At 64.3% G+C, this 3,554-nt stretch carries 5 protein-coding genes; 2 read left to right on the top strand and 3 right to left on the bottom strand.

What is annotated here, in order from left to right:
* The first annotated feature begins 128 nt into the window (after nucleotides 1–128).
* On the top strand, nucleotides 129–533 hold the full coding sequence (locus tag B0E41_RS09935; RefSeq protein ID WP_077330935.1) for a single-stranded DNA-binding protein: 405 nt from the start codon (nucleotides 129–131) through the stop codon (nucleotides 531–533).
* Nucleotides 534–611: 78 nt separating this feature from the next.
* A complete protein-coding gene (locus tag B0E41_RS09930; RefSeq protein WP_077330934.1) occupies nucleotides 612–1,472 on the top strand; it encodes a DUF932 domain-containing protein in 861 nt (286 codons plus the stop codon).
* Between the two features lie 105 nt (nucleotides 1,473–1,577).
* Here the strand turns inward: B0E41_RS09930 and B0E41_RS09925 are convergent, their stop codons facing one another.
* Genes B0E41_RS09925 through B0E41_RS09915 form a run of 3 tightly spaced genes read right to left on the bottom strand, consistent with a single transcriptional unit; the run spans nucleotide 1,578 to nucleotide 3,198 of the window.
* The gene (locus tag B0E41_RS09925; RefSeq protein ID WP_077330933.1) at nucleotides 1,578–2,048 is read right to left on the bottom strand and encodes a hypothetical protein; all 471 of its coding nucleotides are present in this window, start codon (nucleotides 2,046–2,048) and stop codon (nucleotides 1,578–1,580) included.
* On the bottom strand, nucleotides 2,036–2,788 hold the full coding sequence (stbB, locus tag B0E41_RS09920) for a StbB family protein (protein ID WP_077330932.1): 753 nt from the start codon (nucleotides 2,786–2,788) through the stop codon (nucleotides 2,036–2,038). The genes B0E41_RS09925 and stbB overlap by 13 nt, the downstream gene beginning before the upstream one ends.
* Nucleotides 2,785–3,198, bottom strand: coding sequence for a hypothetical protein (locus B0E41_RS09915; RefSeq protein WP_077330931.1), 414 nt, complete (start codon nucleotides 3,196–3,198; stop codon nucleotides 2,785–2,787). The genes stbB and B0E41_RS09915 overlap by 4 nt, the downstream gene beginning before the upstream one ends.
* Nucleotides 3,199–3,554: the final 356 nt, after the last annotated feature.

Genomic DNA, 3,554 nt, shown 5'->3' with positions numbered 1-3,554 from the left:
CCCGAGGGAAGGGGCCTTGCCCACCCTCCGCCCGCCCGTGGGCGGGAGCGAGGGAGTCCGAGCGAGAGGATCGGTTTTGAGGAGCCCGGATCGGGTTCCGGCTGGTCGCTCTTGCAAGGAGTTTCACCATGGCCAACGTTCAAGTCATCCAGCGCCACGCGCACCTGGCCGGTGCCGTCAAGCTCGAGTTCGTCAACGGGCGCGAAGGCAAGCTCGCCAAGGCGGTGTTGATCGCCATCAGCAATCAGCACCGAGGCAGCGGCGAGGACCGCGAGGAACGCGCGGTGTCGATTCGCTGGACCCTCTGGGGCAAGCAGGCCGAACACGCCGCCGAGTACCTGGGCAAGGGTTCCCACGTCAACCTGGTGGGCCGGCTGCACAACAACAACTACCAGGACGCCGAAGGCGGCGAGGTCTACGCGATCGAGTTCACCGTCGAAGACTTCGACTACCTCGACAGCAAGGCCGAGAGCGAAGCCCGCCGCAGCCGCCACACCCATGACTCCCAGGCCCGCCAGCCAGCCACCGCCTGAAGCACCACACCGGGCGGTTCGGCCGCCCGGTATCCCTCATCCCGTTTCTTCCTCATTCACCGATCCAGGAGCATCACCATGATCTCTACCGCCCATGCCCCCCGCCTGGCCGCTCGCTTTGGTCAGAACACATTCGTCATCCGCAGCGAGACCCCGCTGGCCGAAGACCAGATGCGCCGGGCCGCGCCGTCCATCTTTGCCGAAGGCAAACACGGCAGCCGTTCCGAGCGCTACACCTACATCCCCACCATCGCCGTGCTGCGCGGTTTGCGCCAGGAAGGCTTCGAGCCCTTCATGGTGGCCCAGAGCAAAAGCCGCATCGAAGGCAAGACCGAGTTCACCAAACACATGATCCGCATGCGCCACGCAGGGCAGGTGAACACCCGCCCCGAGGCCAACGAGATCATCCTGATCAACAGCCACGACGGCGCCAGCAGCTACCAGATGCTCGCGGGCGTGTTCCGTTTTGTCTGCTGCAACGGTCTGGTGGTGGGCGACGTCACCAACGACATCCGCATCCCCCACAAGGGCAACATCCAGGACGAGGTGATCGAAGGCGCGTTCCGGGTGCTGGAGGACTTCGAGGTAGTGGACGCATCCACCGACCGCATGAAGGCCCTGCCGTTGCAGCGTGAGGAACAACAAGCCTTTGCCACCGCCGCCCTGGCGCTGCGCTACGGTGAACGGGGGGAGGGTGAACCACCGGCCCCGGTGACCGCCGAGCAGTTGATCGAAGCCCGTCGGCCGGAAGACTTCGGCAACAGCCTGTGGACCACGTTCCAGCGGGTGCAGGAGAACGCGTTGCGCGGTGGCCAGCCCGGGCGCGGTGCCAAGGGCCGGCGTCTGCACACCCGCCCGGTGGCCAGCATCGATCGCAGCGTGAGCCTGAACCGCGCGCTGTGGGTACTCGCCGAAGAGATGCGCAAGCTCAAGGCCTGAACGGGTCCAACGCCACACCGCCGCAACGCTGGGCGGTGTGGTGCCCCAGAAAATCCGAAACGCGCTCGCCGGCTGCCGCCGGCTCGCGCATTCCCGCCGCGGCTTCTACCGAAGCCACAGCCAAGCGGCCATCCCCCAGCTGATGGCCGAAGCAAGCACCGCCGTCGCGGCGTGAAGCAGCCACCCTTCCCAGGGGCGTGCACCTTTGCGGGCAAGGTCTGCCACGTCCTGCAGCGGCAGCGCCACCCGCTGCAGGGCCGGGCCGACTTCATTGCGGAACACCATGCGCGCCGCTTCCTCCACGGCGCGGGTCTGTGTCTCCACAGTCCCCCGGGCCATTTCGTCGGCGCGGCGGGCAATGTGCTTCACCGTCTGCAGCTTCGCGTTCTCGGTGATTTCATCCATCCGCTTTGAATAGGCCTCGACTTTTTTTGCCAGATCGGTACTGGTTATCAGCAACTCCATGCGGCTTGCGTCCAGGTTGGGCGCCAGGGTATCCATGCGGTCCAGCAGTTCCCCCAGTTGGCCGATGGCCACGGCCATCAGCTCTTCGCGTGCTGTGGTCAGGTCGGGCATGGGGTAGGTGAGTGCAGTGGCACCGTGTCGTTTGCGCCGCCTGCACCGAGGCCGAGCGCCGCAAAGCAGGCATCGAGCTCCGGCACCACGCCGCTGGCCAGGCGCCGCGTGGCCAGCTTCTGGGCCAGAGCGAGCCTTTCGGCGGTGTCCTTGGTCTTGACGATCAAGGCCTTGTAGTCGGTGTCGTCACCGGCCAGGGTGGCGAGGTCTATGCCCTTGTTGCGGATCCGGGCGTAGATTTCGTTCGTGCCCAGGCGGCAGTCCGGGTTGGCGGTGGCGATGCGCTGCTCGGCTAGAAAGCCCAGCACCAGAAAGAACGTGGTCTTGAATTGAAGACCGCTTTCGACCATGTTGAACACCAGCCTGATCTTGGAAGCGGGCAAGCCCAGCCGCGACAGGTCCACCAGTGTGGCGATGGTGTCTTGCTGTTGCTTGAGTGCAGGCACGGTGGGCACCACAAAACAATCAAAGTCCTCGTGACTGCCCCGGTACCGCCGCATCAGGTCGAGCAGCTCTTCGACGTTGCTGGCCCCGATGTCCACCACCGCGTTGTCGATGGTTTGCAGGTACTCCTGCAGCTCCCCGAACTGCCGTCCGCGCAGAGCTTGACCCTGACCCTCATCGGCGTTCAGGCTTTCAACTGCAATCAGTTCGGCGCCTGCGATCCGAGGCAGAAGCAGGTGCCGGGCCACCGTGGTTTTACCGACATTGCCCGAGAAGTTGATGACGGCGATCTTCATGGGGCTTCCTTTGCGTTGAACCTGGCGCGAACAAGGGGGTTGGTGATCCGGCTGCTGGTGAATGCCTCGGCGACTTCTTTGCCGCTGCGCAGGTCGACTTCGGCCGGGCTGTCTGGAGAGGCCAGTGGCGGTGGTCGTAGTGCCGGCGTCCCGGTCATCGTTTCCGCGCTCTGAAGTTCGTGGCCTGAGCGAAATCCTGAAGAGGCGGCCACGGCAGTGGCGGAACCTTTGGCCAACCTCGCCACTTCGCGTTGCACCGTGGCTTTGCTGACGTGAACGCCTGCGGCTGCCAGCGCCTCTCGAATCGCCTCGAAGGTGTAGCCCTGTGCCCGCAGTTCCCGCATGTCGGGAGCAAAGCCCCGTGCTTTGCGTGTGCTGCGGCCTGGCGGCTCTTTGGGGACCAGCTTCATCGTGGAATTTCGGTTCGGTGGCGGTTCGGCCGTGGATCGCTCGCGGTTCAGTTTGTGCAGTCCCGGTTCAGTTCGGTGGTTTGGGCCTTGCGATGGACCTATGTTCCACCCAAAAGCGGCCTTGTCGCATGCTGGATTTGGACCCAAATCCAGCAGCTCAAGAGCCTTGGTTCGAGCCAATACTGTGTTCAAGGTGAGTGCAGAGATAGGCGCGGTGGCGCCGGTTGTCTGTAAGCGGTCATCCAACTACGTCTTCCCACAGAGGGCCTGAGAGGGGAAGCTACGAGTCCATGTAGAACAAGGTGGACACGTATGTCAGAGATCGATGCAGAGGTGGTACGGCGCCTGGTCACGGG

Source organism: Hydrogenophaga sp. A37 (assembly GCF_002001205.1).
In the GTDB taxonomy this organism is placed as follows: Bacteria; Pseudomonadota; Gammaproteobacteria; order Burkholderiales; family Burkholderiaceae_C; genus Hydrogenophaga.
This window is presented reverse-complemented; position numbering and strand designations above follow the sequence as displayed.